24 protein-coding genes and 1 other annotated feature are annotated in these 24,582 nt (G+C 60.1%); of the genes, 17 read left to right on the top strand and 7 right to left on the bottom strand.

The window, feature by feature from the left end; translation table 11 throughout:
* Together J3R84_RS35315 and J3R84_RS35310 are read right to left on the bottom strand one after the other, a co-directional pair.
* Entirely contained in the window at nucleotides 1–939 is a 939-nt protein-coding gene (locus tag J3R84_RS35315) for an ABC transporter permease (RefSeq protein ID WP_107026990.1), read from the bottom strand.
* Between the two features lie 64 nt (nucleotides 940–1,003).
* Nucleotides 1,004–2,533 carry an ABC transporter substrate-binding protein gene (locus J3R84_RS35310; protein WP_057220074.1) on the bottom strand — a complete coding sequence of 510 codons (1,530 nt, stop codon included), beginning with the start codon at nucleotides 2,531–2,533 and terminating at the stop codon, nucleotides 1,004–1,006.
* 384 nt (nucleotides 2,534–2,917) lie between these two features.
* On the opposite strand from J3R84_RS35310, the gene J3R84_RS35305 reads away from it, so the two are divergent.
* From J3R84_RS35305 to J3R84_RS35280, 6 genes are all read left to right on the top strand, one after another.
* Nucleotides 2,918–3,544 (top strand): helix-turn-helix domain-containing protein, encoded by a 627-nt coding sequence (locus tag J3R84_RS35305; RefSeq protein WP_057216935.1) that lies wholly within the window; start codon nucleotides 2,918–2,920, stop codon nucleotides 3,542–3,544.
* Between the two features lie 379 nt (nucleotides 3,545–3,923).
* A complete protein-coding gene (locus tag J3R84_RS35300) occupies nucleotides 3,924–5,510 on the top strand; it encodes an ABC transporter substrate-binding protein (protein ID WP_057216937.1) in 1,587 nt (528 codons plus the stop codon).
* Between the two features lie 87 nt (nucleotides 5,511–5,597).
* On the top strand, nucleotides 5,598–6,647 hold the full coding sequence (locus tag J3R84_RS35295) for an ABC transporter permease (protein WP_057220072.1): 1,050 nt from the start codon (nucleotides 5,598–5,600) through the stop codon (nucleotides 6,645–6,647).
* Between the two features lie 9 nt (nucleotides 6,648–6,656).
* Nucleotides 6,657–7,541 carry an ABC transporter permease gene (locus J3R84_RS35290; RefSeq protein ID WP_203527531.1) on the top strand — a complete coding sequence of 295 codons (885 nt, stop codon included), beginning with the start codon at nucleotides 6,657–6,659 and terminating at the stop codon, nucleotides 7,539–7,541.
* Entirely contained in the window at nucleotides 7,538–8,389 is an 852-nt protein-coding gene (locus J3R84_RS35285) for an ABC transporter ATP-binding protein (RefSeq protein ID WP_057216941.1), read from the top strand. Before J3R84_RS35290 ends, J3R84_RS35285 begins: the two co-directional genes overlap by 4 nt.
* The gene (locus tag J3R84_RS35280) at nucleotides 8,386–9,138 is read left to right on the top strand and encodes an ABC transporter ATP-binding protein (RefSeq protein ID WP_057207163.1); all 753 of its coding nucleotides are present in this window, start codon (nucleotides 8,386–8,388) and stop codon (nucleotides 9,136–9,138) included. The genes J3R84_RS35285 and J3R84_RS35280 overlap by 4 nt, the downstream gene beginning before the upstream one ends.
* 276 nt (nucleotides 9,139–9,414) lie before the next feature.
* Here the strand turns inward: J3R84_RS35280 and J3R84_RS35275 are convergent, their stop codons facing one another.
* A complete protein-coding gene (locus J3R84_RS35275) occupies nucleotides 9,415–9,789 on the bottom strand; it encodes a hypothetical protein (protein WP_156408448.1) in 375 nt (124 codons plus the stop codon).
* A 21-nt stretch (nucleotides 9,790–9,810) separates the two neighbouring features.
* Between J3R84_RS35275 and J3R84_RS35270 the strand changes: the two genes are divergently transcribed.
* Nucleotides 9,811–10,008, top strand: coding sequence for a hypothetical protein (locus J3R84_RS35270; protein ID WP_156408447.1), 198 nt, complete (start codon nucleotides 9,811–9,813; stop codon nucleotides 10,006–10,008).
* Here J3R84_RS35270 and J3R84_RS38960 read toward each other — a convergent pair.
* Nucleotides 9,988–10,305: a hypothetical protein gene (locus J3R84_RS38960; RefSeq protein ID WP_347376836.1), complete on the bottom strand. Its 318-nt coding sequence runs from the start codon at nucleotides 10,303–10,305 to the stop codon at nucleotides 9,988–9,990. The genes J3R84_RS35270 and J3R84_RS38960 overlap by 21 nt on opposite strands.
* A 7-nt stretch (nucleotides 10,306–10,312) precedes the next feature.
* Nucleotides 10,313–11,335: a LacI family DNA-binding transcriptional regulator gene (locus tag J3R84_RS35265; protein ID WP_057217224.1), complete on the bottom strand. Its 1,023-nt coding sequence runs from the start codon at nucleotides 11,333–11,335 to the stop codon at nucleotides 10,313–10,315.
* A gap of 275 nt (nucleotides 11,336–11,610) precedes the next feature.
* On the opposite strand from J3R84_RS35265, the gene J3R84_RS35260 reads away from it, so the two are divergent.
* The 7 genes from J3R84_RS35260 (at nucleotide 11,611) to J3R84_RS35230 (ending at nucleotide 18,841) form a co-directional block, all read left to right on the top strand.
* Complete coding sequence (locus tag J3R84_RS35260) at nucleotides 11,611–12,948, top strand: ABC transporter substrate-binding protein (RefSeq protein ID WP_057220071.1); 1,338 nt, start codon at nucleotides 11,611–11,613, stop codon at nucleotides 12,946–12,948.
* Nucleotides 12,949–13,049: 101 nt separating this feature from the next.
* A complete protein-coding gene (locus J3R84_RS35255) occupies nucleotides 13,050–13,997 on the top strand; it encodes a carbohydrate ABC transporter permease (RefSeq protein ID WP_025430287.1) in 948 nt (315 codons plus the stop codon).
* Nucleotides 13,994–14,935: a carbohydrate ABC transporter permease gene (locus J3R84_RS35250; protein WP_025430286.1), complete on the top strand. Its 942-nt coding sequence runs from the start codon at nucleotides 13,994–13,996 to the stop codon at nucleotides 14,933–14,935. Before J3R84_RS35255 ends, J3R84_RS35250 begins: the two co-directional genes overlap by 4 nt.
* Nucleotides 14,932–15,120, top strand: a complete 189-nt coding sequence (locus J3R84_RS35245) for a hypothetical protein (RefSeq protein ID WP_025430285.1) — start codon at nucleotides 14,932–14,934, stop codon at nucleotides 15,118–15,120. The genes J3R84_RS35250 and J3R84_RS35245 overlap by 4 nt, the downstream gene beginning before the upstream one ends.
* 3 nt (nucleotides 15,121–15,123) lie before the next feature.
* Nucleotides 15,124–16,221, top strand: coding sequence for an ABC transporter ATP-binding protein (locus J3R84_RS35240; RefSeq protein ID WP_057216945.1), 1,098 nt, complete (start codon nucleotides 15,124–15,126; stop codon nucleotides 16,219–16,221).
* Nucleotides 16,214–17,209 carry an ABC transporter ATP-binding protein gene (locus tag J3R84_RS35235; RefSeq protein WP_057220070.1) on the top strand — a complete coding sequence of 332 codons (996 nt, stop codon included), beginning with the start codon at nucleotides 16,214–16,216 and terminating at the stop codon, nucleotides 17,207–17,209. The genes J3R84_RS35240 and J3R84_RS35235 overlap by 8 nt, the downstream gene beginning before the upstream one ends.
* Before the next feature lie 12 nt (nucleotides 17,210–17,221).
* Nucleotides 17,222–18,841, top strand: coding sequence for a dihydroxyacetone kinase subunit DhaK (locus tag J3R84_RS35230; RefSeq protein WP_203527533.1), 1,620 nt, complete (start codon nucleotides 17,222–17,224; stop codon nucleotides 18,839–18,841).
* A gap of 291 nt (nucleotides 18,842–19,132) precedes the next feature.
* Here the strand turns inward: J3R84_RS35230 and J3R84_RS35225 are convergent, their stop codons facing one another.
* A complete protein-coding gene (locus J3R84_RS35225) occupies nucleotides 19,133–20,023 on the bottom strand; it encodes a LysR family transcriptional regulator (protein WP_025430281.1) in 891 nt (296 codons plus the stop codon).
* 213 nt (nucleotides 20,024–20,236) lie between these two features.
* Here J3R84_RS35225 and J3R84_RS35220 point away from each other — a divergent pair, with 213 nt between their 5' ends.
* The 3 genes from J3R84_RS35220 to J3R84_RS35210 are packed head-to-tail and all read left to right on the top strand — an operon-like array spanning nucleotide 20,237 to nucleotide 22,815.
* Nucleotides 20,237–21,394 (top strand): aldo/keto reductase, encoded by a 1,158-nt coding sequence (locus J3R84_RS35220; protein WP_203527535.1) that lies wholly within the window; start codon nucleotides 20,237–20,239, stop codon nucleotides 21,392–21,394.
* Between the two features lie 10 nt (nucleotides 21,395–21,404).
* Complete coding sequence (locus J3R84_RS35215; protein WP_203527537.1) at nucleotides 21,405–22,508, top strand: aldo/keto reductase; 1,104 nt, start codon at nucleotides 21,405–21,407, stop codon at nucleotides 22,506–22,508.
* The gene (locus tag J3R84_RS35210) at nucleotides 22,408–22,815 is read left to right on the top strand and encodes a flavodoxin (protein WP_225906236.1); all 408 of its coding nucleotides are present in this window, start codon (nucleotides 22,408–22,410) and stop codon (nucleotides 22,813–22,815) included. Before J3R84_RS35215 ends, J3R84_RS35210 begins: the two co-directional genes overlap by 101 nt.
* 158 nt (nucleotides 22,816–22,973) lie before the next feature.
* Here J3R84_RS35210 and J3R84_RS35205 read toward each other — a convergent pair whose 3' ends face one another.
* Nucleotides 22,974–24,440 (bottom strand): SulP family inorganic anion transporter, encoded by a 1,467-nt coding sequence (locus J3R84_RS35205; protein WP_203527539.1) that lies wholly within the window; start codon nucleotides 24,438–24,440, stop codon nucleotides 22,974–22,976.
* Between the two features lie 70 nt (nucleotides 24,441–24,510).
* Nucleotides 24,511–24,566: a sequence feature (sul1 is cis-regulatory element that is thought to sense ions involved in sulfur or methionine metabolism; They are found in Alphaproteobacteria), on the bottom strand.
* Nucleotides 24,567–24,582 lie beyond the last annotated feature (16 nt).

Below are 24,582 nucleotides of genomic sequence, written 5' to 3'. Positions count from 1 at the left end.
TCAGAGCCGGATTCGGGGATCGATCAAAGCCGAAACAAGATCGACGGCTAGCGTTATGAATACGGTGGAGAAGGCAAAAACGAGCGTGAGCCCTTGCACCACATAGTAGTCACGGCCGAGGAGTGCGCCGACCATCAGCGAGCCGAGGCCAGGTATAGCGTAGACCGTTTCAACGATGATGGCTCCGCCGATCATGAAGGCGACCATAACGCCCAGAAGGTTGAGCGTCGGAAGAACGGCGTTGGGCAGGATGGTTTTCCAGAAGATCTCCCGCTCGCTTGCACCTTGAGCACGCGCCGCGGTTACGAAGTCGGCCGTGGTCTTTTCGATCAGCGCAGCGCGGAGACTCTGGGTCAGCACCGGAACAAGCCAGATCGCCGTCGACATCGCAGGCAGAAACAAATGGTGCAGATGCTCGGCAAAGGTCTCGCCGTAGCCTGAAACAGGAAACCATCCCAACGAAACACCGAAGAAGCGCGACATCATGATACCCAGCCAGAAAACCGGAATGGTGAGGCCGATGATGCCGATGATCCGAATGGTCTGGTCGGCGGCACCTCCTGGTTCGCGGGCGCTGGCGATCGCCAACGCAATTGTTGGCGGAACGGCCAGTGTCACGACGTAACCCGTAAGGAACAAGGTTGGCCACATGAACTGCAAAATGAGTTCGCTTACCGGCCGCTGGAATCGCAATGATTGACCGATGTCACCTCCAAGTAGATTGATGGTGTAGGTCAGGTACTGCCGCCAGAGTGGCTGATCCAAACCATAGTGCGAACGAATGGCCGCGATCGTTTCGGGGCTCGCACGGTCGCCTGCAAGGAGACGGGCGGGATCGCCGGGCGCGAGGTGCAGCAGCAGGAAGGTGACGATGCTGATCCCGACCATCACGGCAAGCAACTGCAGCATGCGCCGCGATATGAGTGACAGAAAGTTCAATCTGGTTCCTCCGGTGAGAGGGAAGGGCAGCACACCAAAGCGCCGCCGCCCCGCCTGATCTCATCTACTTGGCGACCGTCGTATCTTCGAGGGTCCACTGGAGGGAGGGGGTAAGCTTGATGCCTTCGAGGTTCTTCGAGTAGGCGACCGCGTTCGGCGCATAGAACAGAGGAATCTGAGACACCTCTTCGGTCGTGATCCTCTGGATCTCCTTATAGATCTCCGCTCGCTTCTGGAGATCGGTCTCCATGGTGCCCTGCGCAACCAACTCGTCGACCTTCGGGTTGGCGTAGAAGGTGTTGTAGGAGTTGGAGCCGCAAGTGCCGCAGACTGCCCAGCGAACAGCCAGATCGGGATCGGGCGTCTCGTTATACCACCAGTTTGCCGCCGCATCGTAGTCGCCCTTGGCGGTTGCATCCCACCAAGCGCCGGAGTCAACGTTTACAATGACTGGCTTCAGTCCGATGGCCTGCCACTGTGCCTGCAACAGCAACGCCATCTGCTGCTCGGTCGCGCCCGATGTGGCGAGGATCTTCACCTCGTGTCCGGACATTCCAGACTCAATCAGTAACTGCTTTGCCTTCGCAGAATCAAAGGGGATGCCAGGGTTGTCCTTGTCGTGGAAATCGATACTGCCTGGCAGGGTCGTGTTGGCGGGTTCTGCGTAACCCCGCGTGATCGCTTTTGCCATTGCTTTGTTGTCAATCGCATAGGCTGCGGCCTGCCTTGCCTTCATGTTTGAAAACGGCTCGCGCTTGTGGTTCATCAACGTCATATAGATCGTGGTCGAAGGTTCGAGCCGCATATCAATGCTGTCCGTTGCCTTCAGGTCATCAATCTGCGCCCACGGTACTGCGCGCACCACTTCAGCCTCGCCGGCCTTCAACATCGCCGCTCGCGTCTCAGGAGAGGCAACTTCTTTCAGTTCGACGATCGCGTCCGATTTTGGATAGCCGCTGCGCCAATAGTGCTCATTGGGTTGCAGCACGAGCTTATCATTCGGCTTCCATTCCTTGACGGCGTACGGGCCCGATGTCACTGGCGCGCTGCTGAAAGCCTTCTCCGCGCCCTGAGCCTCGACGTCAGCCTTGGAAACAATCCCCATGTTCCAAATTTCGAGATTGCCCAGGAATGGTGCGAACGCAGACTTCAGTCTAATCACCACCGTCTTGGGGTCAGATGCCGTGATGGTCACCACTGCACCGAGCGGGGCGGGATAGGCTGACTGCTTGTCATCGTGGATGCGCGACAGACTGAACACGACGTCATCGGCCGTGATGGTTGTGCCATTCGAGAACTTTGCGTCCCGCAAGCGAAATGTATAAGTGCGGCCATCCTCCGAAATATCCCAGCTTTCAGCCAGTCCTGCTTCAAGTTCGCCGTTTGCGGTGTTGCGCTGCACAAGGCGCGCATAGAGTTGGCCGTATGTCTCGATGTTGCCCGCCGCGGCAGAGCGCAACGGGTCGAGCGTCGTGGTCTTGTACGGGGATACGATCCTGATGAGTTCGGAAGCCGACGCCGGATGAACGGCCAAGACCGAAGCGCCTAGATATAAAGTTGCCGCAACGAGCGGTAGTCTTGTTGCTGTTCCCATTTCCGCGCCTCCCAGCGTCGATTGTTTTTGGTGGTAGTCGGGCTTGTTCGGGTGAGAGTATGTTAGTAATCCAACATTGGTCAATATGAACGATAAAAAAATATCAAATCTTGCGATGAACAGGCATTCAGTAGACTGAACGAGAGCGAGTGTTGGGACCGTTCCACCGCCCAAAGCCGCTGAGCAAAGGCTGTTACGGCGCGCGCGCATGGGTCGCGGGGAGTGATCGGCTGTTAGCCCAGGCGCCTGTCTTGTTGGCATGAAACCTGCGCGAAATCCCGCGTGAATGATTGTCGAATGCGGCCACATGTCGTTTTGGCTTGCGCAGGTGACTTTAGTGAAGCTAAAGTTTTTCCTCAAATCAGGAAAAAGCGGAAAGACGATATGAGCTTCGACGAACGGGTGACGCGGCAGAAGGGCGACGGGCAGTTCCTCATTTCTCCACAATTTCCGCCCGCCGTTTCACTTGGCCGCGCGCTTCGGCAAAGGCGCAAGGAGATCGGCAAGACGATGCGACAGGTCGCGTTTGAGGTTGGGCTCAGCGAGGGCTTCATCAGCCAGATCGAGCGCGGTCTTTCGACGCCGTCGCTGATTTCGCTCTACAACCTTGCCTCTGCCCTCGGCGCCAGCGTGGAGGCCTTTCTGCAGCAGGTACCACATCCCACCTATTCCATGGTCTCGCATGCCAGCGAACGGCACGGTTACAGCATCGAGGCGGAGGAGCGGGTATATCAACTGTTGCAGCGCGGCTTTCCCGATGCTCGGCTCAACAGCTGCATCACGCACATGCCACCCGGCTATGTCTCCGAGTTGACGCGTCACGAAGGTGAGGATTTCCTGTATCTGATCGAGGGCGAGATGCTCTACGAGATCGGTGACAGGCAATACCGACTGACGGCGGGGGACACGCTGCACTTTCCCGCCTCGCTGCCGCATCGCGCCTGCAATGTCGGTCCCGGCGAGGCGAGGGAACTATGGGTCGGAACGACGCGGATCATACCGGAGCGGTGACTGGCCCTTACTGCATGTTTCCTGAAATCCTGTTCGATTTAAAAACATGCGGCAATTCAAAGTGCTACAGCGACCTTTGCGCCTCTAATAAGACGCGCGGCGCTGTAGGTGGTCGTTTCGAGATTGTTTCAGACGAAATTCTCACGAAGGCGATTGACAACCGACCATCATAAACTTTAGCGTGACTAAAGTACCGGAGCGGGAGGTGGAGGTCGCCCGATCCGGTGAACGCCGCCTTGCCGGTTCATGCCTCGTGACAGGGCCAGCCCGCAAGGTGGGACGATCAAGGCCCGTGCAGCTGCGCGGGAATGCAATTCCAGAACAATAACACGGGAGCAGACGGCACCAGGTGAAATCCTGGCCGGCTGAAGGAGGAAACATGCGCGTACAAAGACTGGTAAGCGGAGCGATGGTGGCGCTGGCGCTGGCGACGACTCATGCGCTGGCCGAAACGCCGAAGAACACGCTCGTCGTGGCCGACACCATCGACGACATCATCACGCTCGATCCTGGTGAAGTATCGGAACTCGGCGGCGTTCTCGCCGCGAACCAGATTTATCAGCCGCTGGTGAGCGTCGCGCCCGACGATTCCAGCAAGATCATCGGCGTGCTCGCCGAAACGTGGACGGCCTCGCCCGACGGCAAGACCTATACGTTCAAGATGCGCCCGGGGCTGAAGTTCGCCTCCGGCAATCCGGTGACGGCGAAGGATGCGGAATATTCGCTGCGCCGCGTGGTCCAGATGAAGTCGCGCTCAGCTTTCATCCTTACCCAGTTCGGCTTCACGCCGGAAAACGCCAACGAACGCATCAAGGCGACCGACGACATGACGCTGGTCATCGAGATCGGCGACACCTATGCACCCTCGTTCCTCTACTACTGCCTGTCTTCCTATGTGGGCGGCATCGTCGATTCCAAGCTTGTGCAGGAGCACGAGGTCAGCGGCGACTTCGGCAATGCATGGCTGAAGGCCGAAAATTCCGCCGGCTCTGGCCCCTATGTGCTGACGCGCTGGGAGCCGAAGCAATCGATCCTACTGACCCGCAACCCGAACTATGCCGGCGAAACCGGTGGGCTGGAGCGCATCTTCCTCCAGCACATTCCGGAAAGCGCGGCCCAGCGCCTGCTGCTCGAAAAGGGTGACATCGACATCGCCAACAAGCTCGGCCCCGATGATTTCGGCGCGCTGGAGGACAATGCGGATGTCGGCTTCGTCGACGGCCGTTCGGGCACGATCTACTACATGGGCCTGAATGTGCGGAACGAGTATCTGGCCAAACCCAAGGTCGTCGAGGCACTGAAGTATCTCGTCGACTATCAGGGTATCGTCGACACGATCTCACGCGGCACGATGGAGGTGCACCAGACGCTGGTGCCGAAGGGATTCCTCGGTGCGATCGACTACAACCCCTACAAGCCGGACATCGAGAAGGCCAAGAAGCTGCTCGGCGAGGCCGGCGTTTCCGGCGAGTTCACGCTGGATTCCGTCGTCTGGAACACGCCGCCCTACACGGACTTCGCACAGGCCATCCAGGCGACCATGGCGCAGGCCGGCGTCAAGCTCAATCTGGAGGTGGTCGATGGCCAGCAATGGCTGGAGCGCTACCGCTCGGCAAGCCTCGACATCTGGTTCGGCCTATGGGGACCTGACTATCCCGACCCGCATTCCAACGCCAAGGCTTTCGCCGTCAACAAGAAGGACGCGCCGGATGGCTCCACCGGTCTCGCCGACCGTTTCGGCTGGGATGCCGGAAAACTGTCGCAAGATGCGATGGCGGCTGTTCGCGAGCAGGATACGGAGAAGCGGCAGGCCATGTATCAGGTCATGCAGAAGGCCCATACCGACACTTCGCCCTTCCTCTACATGTTCCAGCAAGTCCGCAAGGTCGGGGTGCGCAGCTCGGTCAAGGGCCTCGTCCTGGGGCAGACCTTTTCCGACGACCGCTACTGGAACGTGAGCAAGTAAACGTCCGAACAGGACTCGGCCGCGAATGGGATTCGGTCCCGGTTCGCGGCCGAGCGTCGATCGCAAACAATCAAACCGGAGTGGGTCGTGCCGGCAGTTCTCTTCAACCGGGTTCTCGGCTTCACCGGCCGGATACTCTTCCTGTTCGTGACCGTGGGCATCACCCTGCTCGGCCTCGTGGCGCTCACCTTCTGCATCGGCCGCATGGTGCCGATCGATCCGGTCCTCTCGGTGGTCGGCCAGAAGGCGAGCGAGGAAGTCTACCAGCGCGTCTTCCTCGAAATGGGGCTGGACAAGCCCCTCTGGCAGCAATTCCTTGTCTATGCCAGCAAGCTCGCGCAAGGCGATTTCGGTACGTCGTTCGTCACCAATCGGCCCGTGCTGTCTGACCTTGCCGGCTTCTTCCCGGCAACGCTGGAGCTGGCGACGCTCGGTTTGCTGATCGGCACGCTGGTCGGCGTACCCGTGGGGGTCGCCGCCGCCTACTGGCATGACCGATGGCCGGACTATCTCATACGCTTCGTCGGCCTTATCGGCTATTCCGTGCCGATCTTCTGGCTCGGGCTGGTCGGCCTCTTCGTCTTCTATTCCAGGCTCGACTGGGTGTCGGGACCAGGGCAGATCGACATCTTCTTCCAGGGGATCGTCAAGCCGGTTACGGGCTCGTTGCTGATCGACTCGCTGATTGCCGGCGAATGGGAGGTCTTCGCCAATGCGTGGAGCCATATCGTGCTGCCGGCCGTGCTGCTCGGCTATTACAGCCTCGCTTATATCTCGCGCATGACGCGTTCCATGATGCTCGACCAGTTATCGCGGGAATATGTGCTGACGGCCCGTCTCAAGGGGGCGACGGAGTATCGGACCGTCATGCTCCATGCGCTGCGCAATGCCGCGATCCCGCTCGTGACGGTCATCGCGCTCTCCTATGGCGGCCTTCTCGAGGGTTCGGTGCTCGTCGAGACGGTCTTCGCCTGGCCGGGCATCGGCAACTACATCGCCTCGTCGCTCTTCCGGGCTGATGTCAACGCCGTTCTCGGCGGCACGGTGCTTGTCGGCACCGTCTTCATCCTGCTCAACATGATCTCGGACGTGCTGTACCAGATGCTCGATCCGCGCTCCAACCTTCGTCGCCGGTAGGAGGCCACCATGACCGCAACGAACCTCGCCCTTGCCGACAGCCGGCGCCAACTGCGGCGGGCCCGCGTCGGCGAATTCTGGCAGTTCGCCCGTCGCTTTGCGGGCAATCCGCTCGGCATGCTCGGCCTCGCCATCCTCGGTGTGCTGGTGCTGAGCGCCGTCTTCGCTCCGCTCCTCGCCTCGCACGATCCCTACCTGCCCGATCTCGTGCGGCGTCTCTCGCCGCCAAGCGGCGAGAACTGGCTCGGCACGGACGAGCTGGGGCGCGACATCTTCTCCCGCGTCCTTTTTGGTGCGCGCCTGACCCTTCTGATCGTCGGGCTGGTCGTCGGCCTCGTCATCGGCGCGGTGGCGGGAACGTCCGGCGGCTGGGTCGATGCGGTCTTCATGCGCATAACCGATGTGTTCCTGGCGGTTCCCAAGCTGCTGTTGGCGCTCGCCTTCGTCGCCGCGCTCGGCCCCGGCATCGTCAATGCGGCGCTCGCGATCACGCTCACCGCCTGGCCGCCCTATGCGCGGCTGGCGCGGGCGGAAGCGCTCGTCGTGCGCGACAGTGATTATGTCAATGCCGTGCGGCTTGCCGGAGGGTCCGAATTCCGCATCGTCTTCTGCCACGTCATTCCCATGTGCCTTTCGTCGGTCATCGTACGCATGACTCTGGACATGGCCGGCATCATCCTGACGGCGGCGGGGCTCGGCTTCATCGGTCTTGGCGCGCAGCCGCCGCTACCGGAATGGGGCGCGATGATCTCGACCGGTCGCAAGTTCATCTTCGACCAGTGGTGGGTGGCGACAATGCCCGGCTTTGCGATCTTCGTCGTCAGCCTCGGGTTCAATCTTCTGGGGGACGCCATGCGCGACCTGCTTGATCCACACCTCAGGAGGCGCGCATGAGCGAGACACTTGTGAACGTAGAAAACCTGCGCGTCGGTTTTGTCGGCGAGGGTGGGGGGATCATCGAAGCGGTCAAGGGCGTGTCATTCAGTGTCGGCCGGGAGAAGCTCGGCATCGTCGGCGAAAGCGGTTCCGGTAAGAGCCTTTCCAGTCGGGCGTTGATGGGCGTGCTACCCGGCCATGCGCGGGTGTCGGCCGAGGCCATGTCCTTTGCCGGCATCGATCTCCTGGCGGCCACGCCGCGGCTGCGCCGTCACTTGCGCGGCAGTCGCATGGGAATGATCCTGCAGGACCCGAAATTCTCGCTCAATCCGGTCATGCGCGTCGGCAAGCAGATCGCGGAAGCCATCCGGCTCGGCGATCGTTCGCTGCCCCGCGCGGCGATACGCAGGAAGGTGCTGGAGGTGCTGGAAGCCGTGCACATCCGTGCGCCGGAGCGGGTGTTCGATCTCTACCCGCACGAGCTTTCCGGCGGCATGGGCCAACGCGTGATGATCGCGATGATGGTGGTGCGCGAACCGGAGCTGCTGATCGCCGACGAGCCCACGTCCGCCCTCGATGTGACGGTGCAGGCCCAGGTGCTGGAGATCATGGAGGAGCTTGTCCAACGCCGCGGGATGGGGTTGATCTTCATCAGTCACGACCTCAACCTCGTCTCGCGCTTCTGCGACCGGGTGCTGGTCATGTATGCCGGTCAGGTCGTCGAAACATTGGATGCGCGACGGATGCACGAAGCGAAGCATCCTTATACGCGGGGGCTTATCGCCTGCCTGCCGGCCATCGACGGGCCGCTGACGCCGTTGCCAACCCTGGAGCGGGACGCAAGCTGGAACGAGGTGCGTGCATGATCCGGATCGACAATCTCAGCGTCCATTTCGGCAGCGCGGTGGCCGTCCAAGACCTCAGCCTGTCGGTGGCAGCCGGCGAGAGCTTCGGCCTCGTCGGCGAAAGCGGATCGGGCAAGTCGACCGTGCTGCGCACCCTCATGGGCCTTACGCCCCGCTGGACCGGCGATATCCGCATAGGGGGCATCGACCCGCGCAAGGGGCGACGGCGAGATCTGGTGCACGTGGCGCAGATGGTGTTCCAGGATCCCTACGCCTCACTCCATCCCCGCTACACAATCGGCCGGGCGATCGCCGAGCCGATGTGGATCAACCGCATGTCGGACGTCGACGCCCGCACAGTCGAGCTCCTGGAAATGATCGGCCTGACGGCTGCGCACCGTTTCCGCTTCCCGCACGAGCTGTCCGGCGGCCAGCGGCAGCGCGTGGCGATCGCCCGCGCTCTGTCGCTCTCCCCCCGCTTGCTCCTGCTCGACGAACCGACCTCGGCGCTCGACGTTTCGGTCCAGGCCGAAATCCTCAACCTCCTGAACCGGCTCCGCCGGGAGCTGAACCTGACTTTCGTGATCGTCAGCCACGACCTTGCGGTCATCTCCTACATGTGCGACCGGCTGATGGTGATGCAGAACGCCCGCCCGGTCGAAACGCTGACCCGCGCGCAATTGCGCTCCGGCGATATGCAGCACGACTATACCCGAACGCTGTTCCGGGCGAGCCACCACAGGGCGCAAGGTGCGCTAGCCAACGAATGAGGAGGCGAGCTCCTTGGGCCACGGCTCCTTCCGCGCCTCCCTCAAATCAATCCCAATTCCACAAGTACGGTCGTTGGAAAATTGGCTCTCAATTTCACTAGGTCACCGGCGGCTACGACCATCTCTCCCTCGCTCCAGATATCGTATTCCATCTCTATGCGAATGCCGTCTCGTTCAAGCACCGCCCATGAATGGTCGAGACCGCCACCCATATCGAGAGACCATCCTTGGTCTCTCAGTGCAAAAATTGCCGCGTACCAGGTGTCTTTGGGTATCTCAAACCAGTGAATTCGTTCCGGCACCTTCGTCACCCGTGGCCACCATTGACGTCAACTTCGAATGCCCGGTCAACCCTGAAGCGTTATGCGCGGGCAGACTCTCGCCGCGCAAGTGGGCCTTTGAAGAGATAGAGGATCCTGTCTTGATCCTGACACGGGTGTCAATCTGCTGCGGTGCAAAGCTGGACAATATGACCAGCAGAAGCGCCGCGAAAATCGCGGTCCACACCGACAGTGCCGCTCCAAATCTTTTTCGCGTAGACTCTTTCAAAGTCTGGTCGTCGAAAGGGTCGCAATGCGCATTCTTCTGATTTTTGGCGCCCTCATCGTTGGGACGATTGCCGGCATTTACCTGTTCGGAATGATCTGGCAAACCACTGCTCCGGAAGGCGCAATGGCGATGGTCGTTGGAGGAGGCACGCCGGTTCTCCTCGGAACTTTGGCGTTTCTCGGCACGAAGAAGGCTGACGGCCAGCGACCAAGCCTTCTTAGCGCGCAGACATGGTTCGCTGTCCTGGGCATAGCGGCGGCCGCAGCCGGGCTGTTCCTGCTCTTGATTATAGCTGTTTTCCTAGCGGTTCAGCGCGGCTAGGGACCAAGCCCGGCCCACGGGTTTCAAGCAGAAACTCACCAGGAAGCGTCGTCCAGCCCAGTTCTTGGCGTCGATTGGCGACCTTTGTCGCCGGGCGACTGCTCCCTGCGTCCGGTCCGGGCAAAGATCAGCTGGGCATTTCGACAGGAGCGAAAGCAAGGCCGGCTTAACATTGAGATTTTCGCGGCCGACCTCTATTTCTTGAAGCAATCCTTGTTCGGCGATCGTCTTCAGATAGGCGGATGCTACCTGTCGCGTTGCGATGTTCGACGCCACAAGAGAGTGGCACCCTCGCATCCCTCGATCACAAATTCTCCTTGAGTAAGACCTCAATACGGATCTTTTCCTGCGACGCGATCGGCTCGCGCTCATCGGTGCGAGCGCGCATGATGCGGATGGCGCTGCGCACCGCGTGCCCGGGGTCCTGTGCAATAATGGTATCGATCTGGTCGTTGCGGAGAGCTTCTTCGCTGAAGGGCGTGCGTTCGTGGACAACGATGACGATCTTTTGCGCGTCCATACGCTGCCTGATCGCCGTAACAGGCACGCGGCTTTCCGGGCTCATGACATAAGCGGCCCTGATATCCGGATTATGTTCCATGACTTGCCGTATAATCGCCGCCGCCCGCCGTTCATCCCCATAGGTCTCGAGCGACGGCAGGTTCGTCAGGTGAGGGAACTGCTGATTGATGATGCTGTCAAAGCCGCGGCGGCGCTCGATACTGTCGCGCGCCACCATGGTTTCCGCGACGATCATGATCTTGCCGACTTCCCGGCCGAGGAACCGGCCAATGATCTTGCCCGCTGTTGCACCGGCTGCGAAGTTGTCAACGCCAACAAAGTCTGCAGTTTCCAACTTTTCCTGTCCGGACAAAAACTGGACCAGATGAATGCCGCGCAGCATCAGCCGGCTGAGCGCGTCGCGCACCTGTGGTGACTCAGGCGCCATGACGGCGACGCCATCCACCTCTTCGTGTTCGATCGAGGCCAGATGCCGTGAAAGCTGATGCGGATCGTCCGTTGGAATTTGATCGACGGTTATTTCCGTCAACTCGGATTTGAGCGTTTGACTTGCCTCCCGAACACGTTGCAGCAGCTCCAGAAGATATTGATCGCCTTTGCTTGGGAGAACGAAGCGAAAGCGGTAGAGCTTGTTGCGAGCCAGGACAACAGCCGCCGGATTGCGAAAAAAACCAATTCGTTCAATGGCTTCGTTCACTTTTCGTACGGCTCCAGCACTGACATTCGGCCGGTCGTTCAAAACGCGATCGACTGTCGCCAAACTCAATCCGGCTGCTTCCGCCAGGTCTTTCGCCGTCGGTCGCATCATCTTTTTTCACCATCCTCCTGTTGCCGCCCACCGCCTCTTTTCCAACAGCACAAGCGAAAAAGCAAGAAATTGAGGTGCGCACCTCAAAAAAAACTTGCACTGAGGTGCGCACCTCAGTTATATGATTGACAACAGCAGCGGCCAGAGGAGTGCGCCGACGCTGGAGGGGAGGGTCGCTCCAAGGAGGGCGAATCTTCGAGTCTGTCGCAACTCGTTGAGAGCGCGAGGCACGTACCGATGGAGGTCGGAGTGTCACGCTGGAGGAGATTTCCATGACAGTTTCATATTTGAAGTCGGCGTTTGGCGCCGGTGTTGCAACCGCATTTTTGACGCTGGGCGCAACCGCGCCGGCGCAGGCCGAGGATTTGACGCTGTGCTGGGCTTCCTGGGATCCGGCCAATGCGCTTGTTGCGCTCAGCAAGGACTTCGAGGCCAAGTCCGGCCACAAGATGAGTTTCGAATTCGTGCCGTGGCCGAACTTCGCCGACCGTATGCTCAATGAGCTGAATTCCGGCGGCAAGCTCTGCGACCTGATGATCGGCGATAGCCAGTGGATCGGCGGCGCGGCGGAAAACGGCCAATACGTCAAGCTCAATGACTTCTTTGGCAAGGAAGGCATCAAGATGAGCGATTTCATCCCGGCGACCGTTACAGGTTATGCCGAGTGGCCGAAGGGTTCGCCGAACTACTGGGCGCTGCCTGCCTTCGGTGACGTCGTTGGCTGGAGCTATCGCAAGGATTGGTTCTCTCGCCCTGAACTGCAGGCGGAATTCAAGCAGAAATACGGCCGCGATCTTGCCGTGCCGAAGACGTTCGCAGAACTCAAAGATATCGCCGCGTTTTTCCAGAATCGCGAGATCGACGGCAACAAGGTTTACGGCGCCGCGATCTATACCGAGCGCGGATCCGAGGGCATCACAATGGGCGCGATGGACGTGCTCTACAGCTTCGGCTTCGAATATCAGAATCCGGACAAGCCCTATGAGCTCGAAGGGTATGTCAATTCAGACAAGTCCGTGAAAGGTCTGGAATTCTACAAGGAGCTTTACAATTGCTGCGCTCCTCCCGGATCGTCCGACGCCTACATGTCCGAGAACATCGATGCTTACAAGTCCGGCCAGGTTGCCCTGCAAATGAACTTCGCCTTCACCTGGCCCGGCATCCATGCCGATCCCAAAGTCGGTGGCGACAAGTCTGGTTATTTCGCGAATCCGGCCGGCCCCGACGGCGTGCAGTTCGCGCAGTTGGGCGGCCAGGGCATCTCCGTGGTCGCAGCATCAGACAAGCAAGATGCTGCCCTTGAATATATCAAATGGTTCGCTCAGCCCGATATCCAGGCCAAATGGTGGCAGCTGGGGGGCTATTCCGCATTGCGCGCGGTCGTTGAAGACCCCGGCTTTGCCACGAGCCAGCCTTACGCGCAGACCTTTCTGGATTCCATGGCAATCGTGAAGGACTTCTGGGCGGAACCGTCCTACGCCTCGCTCCTACAGGCCTCGCAAAAACGCTTCCACAACTACGTCGTCGCCGGTCAGGGCACGGCCAAGGAAGCGCTTGACGGCCTGGCTGCCGATTGGACCGAGATCTTCGACGACGAAGGCAAATACTAGACGCTGACCGCGTACCTCCTCGCGGCTTCAGATGTCTGTGCAGGACCGGCGCTCTTTAGCCGGTCCTGCGAACCAATCTGCTTATGAATTAGGGGACTACTATGCTCGATTCATCGATCGAACGGGCGGCACGCGCAACGCCACCAGTCGTTGCCAAACGCATCCAAGGGCTCTCGGATCGGGCCATTGCCTGGCTTTTCGTGGCACCGTCGATCTTCCTGTTGCTCGCCGTCAACATCTTTCCGTTGATATGGACAATCCGGCTGAGTTTTACCAATTTTCGGGTCAATCGGCCGAATGCCGAGGTCAGTTTCGTCGGCCTCAAGAACTACATCAATATCCTGACAGACTCGGACGTCTGGCTGACGATGCAGGCAACGGCCCATTTCCTGATCTGGACGATCGTCCTCCAGGTTCTGATTGGCTTCGCGCTGGCCTATCTGATCAACAAGAAATTTCGCGGCAACGACATGTGGACGACGATCATCGTGCTGCCGATGATGTTGAGCCCGGCGGTTGTCGGCAACTTCTGGACATTTCTCTACCAGCCGCAGATCGGCCTGTTCAATTACGCCGTGGGGTTCTTGACCGGAGCCGACCCGTCCGCCTTTTCGATGATCGGCGACGTGCCGCTGGCACCATGGGCCATCGTAATCGTCGATACCTGGATGTGGACGCCTTTCGTCATGCTGATTTGCCTGGCGGGGCTTCGGTCCATCCCTGGCAGCATCTATGAAGCGGCGGAATGCGACCGGGCCAGCAAATGGCGGCAGTTCTGGACGATCACAATTCCTCTGGTCCTGCCGTTTCTGATGCTGGCGATCCTCTTCCGCGGCATTGAAAACTTCAAGATGTTCGACCTCGTGGTGCAGCTGACCGGCGGCGGTCCCGGGTCGACCACTGAGCTGACGTCCATCAACCTGAAACGCGAAGCCTTCGAAAAATGGCGCACGGGCTATGCCTCCGCCTACGCGGTCATCCTCTTCGTGACGGTCTTCGGTCTCGCATCGATCTACGTCAAAGCCCTGAACAAGGTGAAACAGAGATGAGCAGCTATTCCGTAACAGAACCTTCGGGTCGCCAGAAATTGTTCGCGGGAACGCTTGTGGTCCTTTACGCCCTGATCACGATCCTGCCGCTCCTGTGGATCATCGGAACAAGCTTCAAGTCGCCCTCCGATGCCATCGCCTATCCGCCCAAAACGTTCTTTTCGCCAACCCTCGAAGGATATGTGAACCTCTTCACCACCCGCACGCGGGCAACGGAGGAGGACGTCAAAGCCCTTGGGGAACCGACGACCTGGTACGACCGCATCGTGCGCAAGGATGGCTTTATCATCGCCGGCCCGTCGCGCTTCATGGAACGGTTCTGGAATTCGATCATCATCGGCTTCGGTTCGACCGTGCTGTGCATTGTCTTGGGCACTGCCGCCGCCTACGCCTTCTCCCGCTTCAAGGTACCGCTCAAGGATGACCTGCTGTTCTTCATCCTGTCGACGCGCATGATGCCACCGATTGCCGTGGCGATCCCGATCTTCCTGATGTTCCGCTCGCTTGGCCTCAACGATACCCATCTCGGCATGATCCTGCTCTACACGGCGGTCAACCTGTCGCTGGCGGTCTGGCTGCTCAAGGGCTTTATCGACGAAATCCCGATCGAATACGAGGAAGCGGCGCTGATCGATGGCTACACCCGCTTTCAGGCCTTTTACAAGGTCGTCCTTCCGCAAGCCATGACCGGCATTGCCTCGACAGCGATCTTCTGCCTGATCTTCGCCTGGAACGAATATGCCTTCGCCGTTCTTTTGACCTCCGGCACAGCCCAGACGGCACCACCCTTCATTCCCACGATCATCGGCGTCGGCGGCCAGGACTGGCCGGCCGTGGCTGCGGGTGCAACGTTGTTTCTCGTTCCCGTCATGATTTTCACGATTGTCCTTCGCAAACACCTGTTGCGTGGCATCACATTCGGAGCTGTTCGCAAATGACCGAATTTATCAAGGGGTTGCGCGGGTTCCGGCGCGGCGCATGGGAGATGGTCGCTTCGATCCTCATCGCGCTCGGGGTGTTCATGCTGATGCAGCCGTTCGCACTGTCGATGTTTTCCTACTCGTTCATCGTGACCCTGGTGGGCACTGTCATGTTCATCATCGTCAGCCATTTTCCGGAGTAACCCATGGCACAGATCAGAATTCAGAATGTGCGCAAGGAGTTCGGAGCATTCACTGCCGTCGAGTCCTCCTCGTTCACAGTGGAGGACGGCGAATTCTTCATGCTGCTGGGACCATCGGGTTGCGGCAAGACGACAACGTTGCGAATGATGGCCGGTCTGGAACTGCCGACCAGCGGTGAAATCTTCATCGATGGCGAAGAAGTCGGCATGAAGCCGGCAAGCCAGCGCGACATCGCCTTCGTCTTCCAGATGTTCGCCCTCTATCCGCATATGAATGTACGCAAGAACATTTCCTACCCTCTGCTGAGCCAGGGCATGCCGCGGGCCGAGGTCAAGGCACGCGTGGAAGATGTGGCGCGCATCCTCAAGATCGAGACGATCCTTGACCGCCCGGTCGGCGGATTGTCGGGCGGCGACCGCCAGCGTGTCGCCCTCGGCCGTGCTATCGTGCGCCGCCCAAAGGCGTTTTTCATGGACGAGCCTCTTGGCGCGCTCGATGCGGAGTTCCGCGAGCATATGGCCGAGGAACTGCGTGCACTTCACGACCGGATCGGTGCGACCACTGTCTACGTCACCCACGACCAGCTGGAAGCCATGCAGATGGGCGACAAGATCGTGGTGATGAACCACGGCGTCGTTGAGCAGTTCGGCAAACCGCAGGAAATCTATGACTGGCCGGCAACCAAATTCGTGGCAAAATTCATCGGTTCTCCGGCCATGAACTTCTTCGATTTTGACGGCATGATCGATGCCGGCGGCACTGTCGTCGAGCTTTCGGGGAAGAAGGTCGATGTTCCGTCATCGCGGCAAGGGGCCAAGGGCAAGCTGACAATTGGGGTGAGGCCCGAGCACATCCGCTTTTCCGATTCCTCTGAGTATCGCGGCAGAGTGCTTGCCACGGAATATCTCGGCACCACGCAGATCATTACGCTGGCGACGCCGAACGGCGAGGTCAAGGCGCGTGCGTCCTCGAGGCAGGCTGTCAGATCCGGGGAAGTCATCGGTCTTGAGTTCGATCCCGCCACCCTGACGATATTTGAGGGCGTGAAAGGGCAGGCGCTTCTGTCCGAAGCCAATGAGGGAGTGTTGCGCCATGGCTGACGTCGTTCTTGAAAACGTGACGAAGAAGTTTGGCAATCATACAGCGCTCGACAACGTGTCGCTGACGATACCGAACGGTTCCTTCGTCGTTCTCCTCGGGCCGACGGGCGCCGGAAAAACCACGACGCTGCGCATGGTGTCCGGTCTCGATCGCCCCGATAGCGGCAATATCTATTTCGGCGGCCACTCAGTCGAGGGACATTCACCGGCGCAGCGCAACGTCGCCATGGTGTTTCAGCAGTATTCGCTCTATCCGCATCTGACGGTGCGGCAGAACCTTGAATTCCCGTTGAAATCGCCGCTATTGAAGACGCCACGCGACGCGATTGACCGCAAGGTCAATGCGATCGCCGAGGTTCTGCAGATCTCCCACAAACTCGACAACATGGCGACGGCGCTCTCGGGCGGCGAAATGCAGCGTGTCTCCATTGGCCGCGCGCTCGTTCGCACGCCGCAGATCTATCTCATGGACGAGCCTTTGAGCTCGCTCGACGCCAAGCTCAGGGCCGATTTGCGCGTCGAGCTGAAGAATATCCAGGCCAAGTCCGGCGCCACGCTGCTTTATGTCACCCACGATCAGATCGAGGCAATGACAATGGCAACGCATATCGGCGTGCTTCACGAAGGCCGGCTGGTGCAGTTCGGCGCCCCGCGTGAAGTCTACGAGCATCCGGTGAGCATCTATGCGGCAACAAAGCTCGGCCAGCCCCGCATCAACATTATTCCCGCCGACACTTTTCCCGGCGCACCATCCAGAGCGGCGCACATCGGCTTGCGGCCCGAGCACATTACACAGGGCAGCGGCCAGGAGGCATTGGTCCGGCGGGTCGAGCATCTTGGTGACCAGACCCGTCTTCATCTGTCCTTCAAGAAAAACGACCTCATCACCGTCACCGACGCCCACACCAGGCTGAAAAGTGGCGACACCGTGAAAATTCAGCCGGACAAGCCGCTCTATTTCGACGCGGCCGGCATGCGCTTAGCTTAGAGGAAGGATCACATGGCACAATTCATCAACAAGAGGGAAGACGTCGTCACCGAGGCGATCGACGGCCTGCTGGCGATAAGCGGCGGCTCGCTGGCACGGCTCGACGGCTACCCGCATATTCGAGTGGTTCTGCGCAATGATTGGGACAAGTCCAAGGTGGCGCTGGTCTCCGGCGGCGGGGCAGGGCACGAGCCTGCGCATGCGGGCTTCGTCGGGGCGGGCATGTTGACCGCTGCCGTCTGCGGCGACGTCTTTGCCTCACCCAGTGTCGACGCCGTTCTTGCCGGCATTCTCGCGGTCACCGGTCCAGCCGGCTGCCTGCTGATCGTCAAGAATTATACCGGCGACCGACTGAACTTCGGTCTCGCCGCCGAACGCGCCCGTGCCTTCGGCCTCAATGTCAGCATGGTCATCATCGGCGATGACGTGGCATTACCCGAGTTGCCGCAGGCACGCGGTGTCGCAGGCACTCTCTTCGTTCACAAGATCGCAGGAGCGTTGGCCGAGGCCGGTGTGGATCTGGAAACGGTGACGGCGGCCGCCCGGCGCGTGGCCGCCGGATCGAAGAGCATAGGGATGTCCCTCGATACATGTACGGTTCCTGGATCCCCAAAGGAGGACCGCATTCCGGCCCACATGGCCGAACTTGGGCTTGGCATCCATGGGGAGGCCGGTGTCGAGCAAGTCGACTTCATCGACGCTCGACTGGCCATGGAAGCAGCCGTAAGCAAACTTGCAGCGGCCATGGAGGATAGATCCTATGTGGCGCTCATCAACAATCTCGGCGGCACCTCAACGCTGGAAATGTCGGTACTAGCGCACGAACTGATTACGTCTTCGATTGGAGCGCGGATTTCGCACATCGTCGGTCCCGCGTCGATGATGACCTCTCTCGACATGCATGGTTTTTCGGTGTCCGTCTATCCAGCTGACGAAGCGGAAATAGCGGCGCTGAGCGCACCGGTTTCCATGGCGGCATGGCCCGGCGTGTCAACGGTCAAACCGGTCATCGTCAATATGCTGCCCGACGGCTTGACGCCAATTGCGCCGCTGTCGTCCGAACACAGGGAGACACGCGAGTTCATTGTCAAATGCTGCCGGATCCTGGTTGCAGCCGAGGAAGACCTGAATGCGCTGGATGCCAAGTCGGGCGATGGCGATACCGGCTCGACACTGGCTGGCGCCGCACGCGCCCTGATCAATGCGATCGACCGGCTGCCGCTCTCCGATCATACCCAACTCTACCGGGCGATTGGCCAGGAACTCAGCCAGACGATGGGCGGATCGTCGGGCGTGCTGCTGGCGATCTTCTTCGCCGCAGCCGGCGACGCTGCGTCAAGCGGCCTTCCCATGCGCGATGCGCTGAAGGCAGGACTTGCCCGGATGCAGGAAATCGGCGGTGCGCGTCTCGGCGACCGAACTATGGTCGATGCGCTTTCCCCCGCTCTCGACGCACTCGGCGACGGGGTCCGTTCGGCCGCCCTGGCGGCTCGGGAAGGAGCAAACCTGACGGCGACGCTCCTCAAGGCCAATGCCGGTCGCGCAGCTTATATCAACGCGCGACAACTTGAGGGCCATGTCGATCCGGGCGCGGAGGCCGTCGCCCGGCTGTTCGAACACCTGGCGGCGTGATGCTCGAGCGCATCTGCATTGCAGGTTGCGCTCGCCCAGATCCATGCCGAGGCGGTACTGCGCCGCCTTGGCAGCGGAGATATCGCCCTTGATGGCAACCAAATCCTTGCCGGCTGAGTGCCGAGCGACGGTGGATCGTGCACCGGAAAGGCCTTGGTGCGCCGCACCGGGCCACTTACCTTTGCTACTCTGTCGCGGGCTTCTTCGTTCACTGCCTCGCCATTGCCGGGCTCCGCATGTGCCTGACGCACTACATTGTGACGTGGGCTCAAGGCATCAAGCGCAGTCCGTTCAGCTGCCGCGATACCGCAGAACGTCCACCAGCAATGCGAGAGCAGGCGATTGCTGCCGACGGCTCGGATAATACAGATGATAGCCGGGGAAGGAGGGGCACCAATCCTCCAAAACGCGCACCAGCCGCCCCTCGGCAACATGAGCGAGTACTTGGTCTTCGGGCATATAGGCGACGCCAAGTCCGTCCAAGGCCGAGGACAATCGCATGCTCAGGCTATTGAACACGAGTTGCCCCTCTCCACGCACTTTCACCTCGCGTCCGTCCTTTTCCAGACCCCAAGGGAATAGCCCGCCATAGGTCGGGAGACGGATGTTGATGCAGGTGTGGGCGGTCAGGTCCTGCGGGGTTTGTGGAAGCGGATGCCGCTCGAAATAGGCTGGCGACGCCACGACCGCCATGCGCATATTGGGGCCGATGCGCACTGCAATCATATCCTTGGCGACCTGCTCGCCCATGCGCACCCCGGCATCATAGCCTTCGGCGACGATATCGGTGAGGCCGTAGTCGACGATGATTTCCACCGCGATGTCGGGATAATCAGGGAGAAATCGTTTGAGCGCGGGCTGAAGGATCGAGATCGCGGGATGTTCACCGGCCGTGAGGCGAACCGTCCCGGCCGGCTTGTCCCGAAGCTCACCCAAAGCGACCAATTCGGCTTCGATCTCTTCGAAGCGCGGCGCAACCGTTCGCAGCAGGCGCTCGCCGGCTTCCGTCGACGAGACGCTGCGCGTCGTGCGGGTCAAAAGCCGCAGACCCAGTCGCTCCTCGAGATTGCGCATGGTCTGGCTGAGTGCCGACGGCGATACGCCAAGTTTTGCAGCAGCCCGCGTGAAGCTTTTCTCCCTGGCGATAACCGCAAAGGCGGCGAGATCGTTGAAGTTTTCCATCTGGATTTGTTAGCTCATCTAAAAGGTTCATGCGGATTATGGCATCTAATCGCCATCGGCGTCACGCGCTACCTTGGAACTCAATGGTGCGGGCAGCCGGACACTCGGATCTCTTCCAGCTTTTTCCGGCTGCGTTCGCAACGCACTCGGCCCCGAAACACGACGGTCGATGGGTAACGGTCTGCAAACCGATCACAGGGAAGGACGAAAGACATGACGAATGAGGACACAACGACAATCGGCCGTCGAGGCTTCCTCGGCGCGGCGGGAAGTCTTGCGGTGGCTCCCCTGCTCGCCAGTGCGAGTTCGCCGGCCTTTGCACAGGCAGGGACCGCGGACAGTTCTGCCTCAGTCCAGTCGAGCGATCGGCGAAAGCTTGGAACGCTGGAAGTCTCAAGCGTCGGCCTTGGTGTTCAGAACATGGGCCGGACCTATCAGACGACGATCCCGTCCCGGCTGGAGATGATCAACATCATCCGTGCGGCCCACGAGCGCGGCGTCACCTTTTTTGATACCGCCGAGGCCTATGGCCCGCATGAGTGCGAGCGGATTCTTGGCGAAGCCATCGAACCGTTCCGAGATACCGTCGTGATCACCTCGAAATTCGGATGGAACATCGACCTCCAAACCGGCGAGCGCCGTCCCGGCCTCAACAGTCGTCCGGATCACATCCAGCTTGTGGTTGACGGCATGCTCAAGCGTCTGCGCACGGACCGCATCGACCTTCTCTACCAGCACCGCGTCGATCCGAACGTTCCGATCGAGGATGTCGCTGATGTAGTCAAGGACCTCATGGACCAGGGCAAGGTCCTGCATTGGGGCCTTTCCGAAATGGGGATTAACACATTGCGCCGCGCTCACGCCGCACTTCCCGTGTCGGCCGTCCAGAGCGAGTATTCGATGCTGTGGCGTGGGCCTGAAGATAAAGTGCTTTCGGTCTGCGAGGAACTCGGCATCGGTTTCGTTCCATGGAGCCCGCTTGGTGTCGGTTTCTTGACGGGTGCAATCGACGCGCGGACGCGTTTTGCCCAGGGCGACATCCGCGGGATCGAATCGCGTTTCTCGCCGGAAAACCTGCCGGCGAACCTGGCGCTTGTGACATTGTTGAATAACTGGGCTGACCGGAAGCAGGCGACCCGGGCTCAAATTGCACTTGCGTGGCTGTTGGCGCAAAAGCCGTGGATCGTACCGATCCCTGGGACGACACAGATGCCGCACCTGCTTGAGAATATCGGCGCCACGTCGATCAGCTTCAGCGCCGAAGAGACCACAGAACTCAATGCCGCAGTCTCTGCCATAAAGGTGCGCGGCCAGCGCTTGCCCGATGCCGTTCTGGCCTACTCGGCCGTCGAGGCACCTGAGAAGAAGTAAGGGATAAACAATGAAACACAGATATCTCGGAAATCTTGAAGTGTCGGCCCTAGGCCTTGGCTGCATGGGTATGACGGGCGTCTACGGCTCCGCTGGGGATAGGAGTGAGATGATCCAGCTCATCCACGACGCGCACGACCTGGGCGTGACGCTTTTCGACACGGCAGAAGCCTATGGACCTTTCGCCAACGAGGAGTTGCTGGGGGAGGCGCTTCGACCGATCCGCGACAAGGTCGTCATTGCCACGAAGTTCGGCTTCGACATAGACCTTGAGACCGGCGCGCGCAGCGGCGGCACCAACAGCCGTCCCGAACATGTCAAGGCGGTGGCGGAGGCCGCGTTGAAGCGGCTGAAAACAGATCGCATCGACCTCTTCTATCAGCACCGTGTCGATCCGGCCGTGCCGATCGAAGACGTGGCCGGCGCCGTCAAGCAGCTTATCGCCGAAGGCAAGGTCAAGCACTTCGGTCTCTCGGAGGCCGGCGTCCAGACCATCCGCCGCGCCCATGCAGTCCAGCCCGTGACCGCGGTGCAGAGCGAATTTTCGCTCTTCTGGCGCGCACCGGAGGCCGAACTTCTGCCGGCGCTCGAGCAACTTGGCATCGGCTTTGTTCCCTTCAGCCCGCTCGGCGCCGGTTTCCTCACCGGCAAGATCGACGAGCACACGGCCTTTGATCCGACGGACTTCCGCAACCATGTGCCGCGGTTCACACCCGAAGCCCGCAAGGCGAACATGGCGCTGGTGAGCGTGGTCAAGGCAGTGGCCGATCGCAAAGGTGCTACGCGGGCGCAAGTCGCGCTCGCCTGGCTGTTGGCGAAAAAGCCCTGGATCGTCCCGATTCCCGGCACCACCAAGCTCCATCGGTTGGAAGAAAACCTTGAAAGTGCCGATCTGGAAATGACGCCTAATGATCTTGCCGAGATTGATGCCGAGGTCTCCAAAATCGAGGTCCGTGGCGAGCGTCTTCCGCAGCGGAAACACGCGGGTTGTCGCCCGGCAGGTCCGCCGTGCCCTGGGCGCAGATCTATTCGAGATCGAGCCGGAACAACCGTATCCCGACGACTATTTCGAGACGGTCGCGCAGGCGCAATCGGAACGCGACCAAGGCTATAAGCCGCCCTTGAGGGCGACGGTGGACAACGTCGCCAGCTATGCCACGATCGTCCTCGGTTTTCCGATCTGGGGCATGACGGCGCCTCCGGTGATACGGTCGTTTCTTTCCGCGCATGACCTATCGGGCAAAACCATTGTGCCACTCATCACCCATGGCGGTTACGGGCTTGGCGATAGCCTGTCGGTCCTCGCAACGCACGCGCCGACCGTGAACCTGGTCGAGGGCTTCTCCATGCAGGCGCCGCAGGAACGACAGACGATTGAAAGGGTGACAGACTGGCTCGACCGCTTGGGTGCCCCCCAGTGAGGTCGGGATACTGCTTTTGGTACCGGCCGCCCAGGTCGGCTTCGGCCACAAAAGCGTGACGATTGTGATGGCCGCTGTTGGCCGACAGAACCTTAACAAAGAGGGCCATGGTCCTTGGCGTTCATGGCCAGCTCTTGTTGAGGATCAAATAATCTGGATCAGACCTCTTTAAGCTTCATCGCTCCATTCAGGCTCCCGATCAACGTGGCACTCGCCTCGTTCAGGCCCAATATATCCACGGCGATACCATGCGCCTTGTAACGTCCCACCACCTTATCCAGAGCATCGACGGCGGTGATGTCCCAGAAGTGTGCCTGTGATACGTCGATCAGAACAGCCATGCCACTTGCCTCTTCTATATCGAATGCCTCGACGAAGATGTCGGCCGACGCGAAGAACACCTGGCCCGACACGCGATATGTCAAACGTCCGGCAGCAGCGTCGACCGCGGTTTCAACCCGCAAGAGGCGGGCGACTTTGAATGTGAAGAAAACGCCACTTAGAAGGACGCCCACTGCCACGCCGAGTGCCAGGTTCGAGGTAAACACCGTGACGAGGACGGTCGCGATCATGACCGCGCTCGACACCTTGGGGTGAACGATCACACTGCGCAATGAAGACCAATCGAACGTGTCGATCGACACCATTACCATGATGGCCACCAGTGCTGCGACCGGAACCTGAGACACCCATGGCTTCAGCAACACCATCAGCACCAGCAGGAAGGCCCCCGCAAACAGCGTGGATAGTCGGCCGCGTCCGCCGTACTTCACGTTGCTGATGGTCTGGCCGATCATGCCGCAGCCTGCGATCCCGCCGAACAGGCTTGCCGCGGCATTTGCAATGCCGAGTCCCGTGCACTCCCTGTTCTTCGAACTCGGTGTTCCCGTCAGATCATCCACCACACTGGCCGTCATCATAGATTCAAGCAGGCCGACCATGGCGATGGCGAGCGCCGGCCCTGCGATAATCCTCAGCGTTTCCAGTGTCAGGGGAACGGTGGGCCAGCCAAAGATCGGAAGAGAGTCAGGCAACTTGCCGAGATCGGCAATGGTCATCACCGGGAGTTGTAACGAGATCGATACCAGGGTCAGAACCAAAATACAGATCAACGGCGATGGGATCGCCGTGGTGACCGTTGGGGCAAGGTAGATGACCGCAAGTCCTGCCGCCAGCATACTGTAGGCAAGCCAGTCGCCGCCAATGATGTGCGGTAGCTGGGCTCCAAAGATCAGGATCGCAAGCGCGTTCACGAAGCCTGTGCGGACAGATTTCGAAACGAAACGCATGAGAACGCCGAGCCGAAGGAGCCCAAACAGTATCTGGAAGATGCCCGCGAGCAATCCGGCGGCAAAGAGATAGGGCAGCCCATGCGCGTGGACGAGGGGTGCTGCGACGAGCGCGACCGATCCTGCAGCAGCGGAAATCATGGCAGGACGCCCGCCGGTGAAAGCGATGACAATGCCGATGATGAAGGAGGCGAATAGGCCGACCTGAGGATCGACGCCGGCGACGAAAGAAAAGGCGATGACCTCGGGGATCAAGGCGAACGTCGCGACGGCCCCGGCGAGCATTTCGCGCATAGGGGCGGCGGACCAATCCCGGCGGATGGAGGAAAATTGCATCTGATGTGTTCTCGCAAAGCATGGCGAACGCGCTCGATCGAGCGGTTCTGAAGTTGGCATGCAGGTTTTGCGTGGTCTGGCGGATCGGCGGCCAGAAGAGCCACCCGGAGTTTCACCGGGTCCGTGGTGAGTGATTTTTTTA

This window comes from Ensifer canadensis (genome assembly GCF_017488845.2).
Lineage (GTDB): Bacteria > Pseudomonadota > Alphaproteobacteria > Rhizobiales > Rhizobiaceae > Ensifer > Ensifer canadensis.
Note: the sequence above shows the minus strand (reverse complement) of the source record. Positions and strands in the feature narration are given on the sequence as shown.

What these genes read in the sequence shown, in the direction of transcription:
- J3R84_RS35290 (WP_203527531.1), top strand. Translation starts at nt 6,657, where the DNA reads ATGACCGCAACGAACCTCGCCCTTGCCGACAGCCGGCGCCAACTGCGG.
- J3R84_RS35220 (WP_203527535.1), top strand. Translation starts at nt 20,237, where the DNA reads ATGACGAATGAGGACACAACGACAATCGGCCGTCGAGGCTTCCTCGGC.
- J3R84_RS38960 (WP_347376836.1), bottom strand. Translation starts at nt 10,305, where the DNA reads ATGCGAGGGTGCCACTCTCTTGTGGCGTCGAACATCGCAACGCGACAG.
- J3R84_RS35245 (WP_025430285.1), top strand. Translation starts at nt 14,932, where the DNA reads ATGACCGAATTTATCAAGGGGTTGCGCGGGTTCCGGCGCGGCGCATGG.
- J3R84_RS35285 (WP_057216941.1), top strand. Translation starts at nt 7,538, where the DNA reads ATGAGCGAGACACTTGTGAACGTAGAAAACCTGCGCGTCGGTTTTGTC.
- J3R84_RS35230 (WP_203527533.1), top strand. Translation starts at nt 17,222, where the DNA reads ATGGCACAATTCATCAACAAGAGGGAAGACGTCGTCACCGAGGCGATC.
- J3R84_RS35235 (WP_057220070.1), top strand. Translation starts at nt 16,214, where the DNA reads ATGGCTGACGTCGTTCTTGAAAACGTGACGAAGAAGTTTGGCAATCAT.
- J3R84_RS35240 (WP_057216945.1), top strand. Translation starts at nt 15,124, where the DNA reads ATGGCACAGATCAGAATTCAGAATGTGCGCAAGGAGTTCGGAGCATTC.
- J3R84_RS35255 (WP_025430287.1), top strand. Translation starts at nt 13,050, where the DNA reads ATGCTCGATTCATCGATCGAACGGGCGGCACGCGCAACGCCACCAGTC.
- J3R84_RS35280 (WP_057207163.1), top strand. Translation starts at nt 8,386, where the DNA reads ATGATCCGGATCGACAATCTCAGCGTCCATTTCGGCAGCGCGGTGGCC.
- J3R84_RS35270 (WP_156408447.1), top strand. Translation starts at nt 9,811, where the DNA reads ATGGCGATGGTCGTTGGAGGAGGCACGCCGGTTCTCCTCGGAACTTTG.
- J3R84_RS35215 (WP_203527537.1), top strand. Translation starts at nt 21,405, where the DNA reads ATGAAACACAGATATCTCGGAAATCTTGAAGTGTCGGCCCTAGGCCTT.
- J3R84_RS35300 (WP_057216937.1), top strand. Translation starts at nt 3,924, where the DNA reads ATGCGCGTACAAAGACTGGTAAGCGGAGCGATGGTGGCGCTGGCGCTG.
- J3R84_RS35225 (WP_025430281.1), bottom strand. Translation starts at nt 20,023, where the DNA reads ATGGAAAACTTCAACGATCTCGCCGCCTTTGCGGTTATCGCCAGGGAG.
- J3R84_RS35265 (WP_057217224.1), bottom strand. Translation starts at nt 11,335, where the DNA reads ATGCGACCGACGGCGAAAGACCTGGCGGAAGCAGCCGGATTGAGTTTG.
- J3R84_RS35260 (WP_057220071.1), top strand. Translation starts at nt 11,611, where the DNA reads ATGACAGTTTCATATTTGAAGTCGGCGTTTGGCGCCGGTGTTGCAACC.
- J3R84_RS35250 (WP_025430286.1), top strand. Translation starts at nt 13,994, where the DNA reads ATGAGCAGCTATTCCGTAACAGAACCTTCGGGTCGCCAGAAATTGTTC.
- J3R84_RS35205 (WP_203527539.1), bottom strand. Translation starts at nt 24,440, where the DNA reads ATGCAATTTTCCTCCATCCGCCGGGATTGGTCCGCCGCCCCTATGCGC.
- J3R84_RS35305 (WP_057216935.1), top strand. Translation starts at nt 2,918, where the DNA reads ATGAGCTTCGACGAACGGGTGACGCGGCAGAAGGGCGACGGGCAGTTC.
- J3R84_RS35310 (WP_057220074.1), bottom strand. Translation starts at nt 2,533, where the DNA reads ATGGGAACAGCAACAAGACTACCGCTCGTTGCGGCAACTTTATATCTA.